Source organism: Streptomyces azureus, from assembly GCF_001270025.1.
GTDB lineage: Bacteria > Actinomycetota > Actinomycetes > Streptomycetales > Streptomycetaceae > Streptomyces > Streptomyces azureus.
Genome location: NZ_DF968529.1, coordinates 1 through 414 on the forward strand (window position 1 = coordinate 1; position 414 = coordinate 414).

1 pseudogene is annotated in these 414 nt (G+C 67.9%); it reads right to left on the minus strand.

Annotation, left to right across the window (positions count from 1 at the left end):
• Window positions 1-390: pseudogene (locus AOQ53_RS37915) on the minus strand (hypothetical protein); the annotation flags it as partial.
• Between the last annotated feature and the right edge of the window lie 24 nt (window positions 391-414).

Below are 414 nucleotides of genomic sequence, written 5' to 3' on the forward strand. Positions count from 1 at the left end.
CGCGGTCCACAGGATGTTGCGCAGGCTGCGCACCCGGGCCAGTTCGTCGTCCAGCGCGTTGTACGCGGCATCGAGCGCCCGGACCATGAGATCCCGGTCGCTCGGTGACATCTCGCCGGAGATGATGGAACGGAGCCGCCGGGCGAGGCGGACGCGCCGTGGGTCGTCGGTGGCCAGATGATCCTTGACCAGCGCCATGACCTCGCTGGCACGGCCGGCGGCTTCCTCGTCGGATACCAGTTGGAGGAGCGTCACCTCCGCGCTGCGCACGTTCGACCAGACGCCCTCACGAGCGGCCGACCCCGACCACGGACGCCGCCATCCGAAATTCTCGTCGGCAGCCGAGCTGGCTTTTTCCAGATGGCTCCGCATTCCCTCTACGAGGGTCATACGGTCTTCAGGACAGGGCCGGAC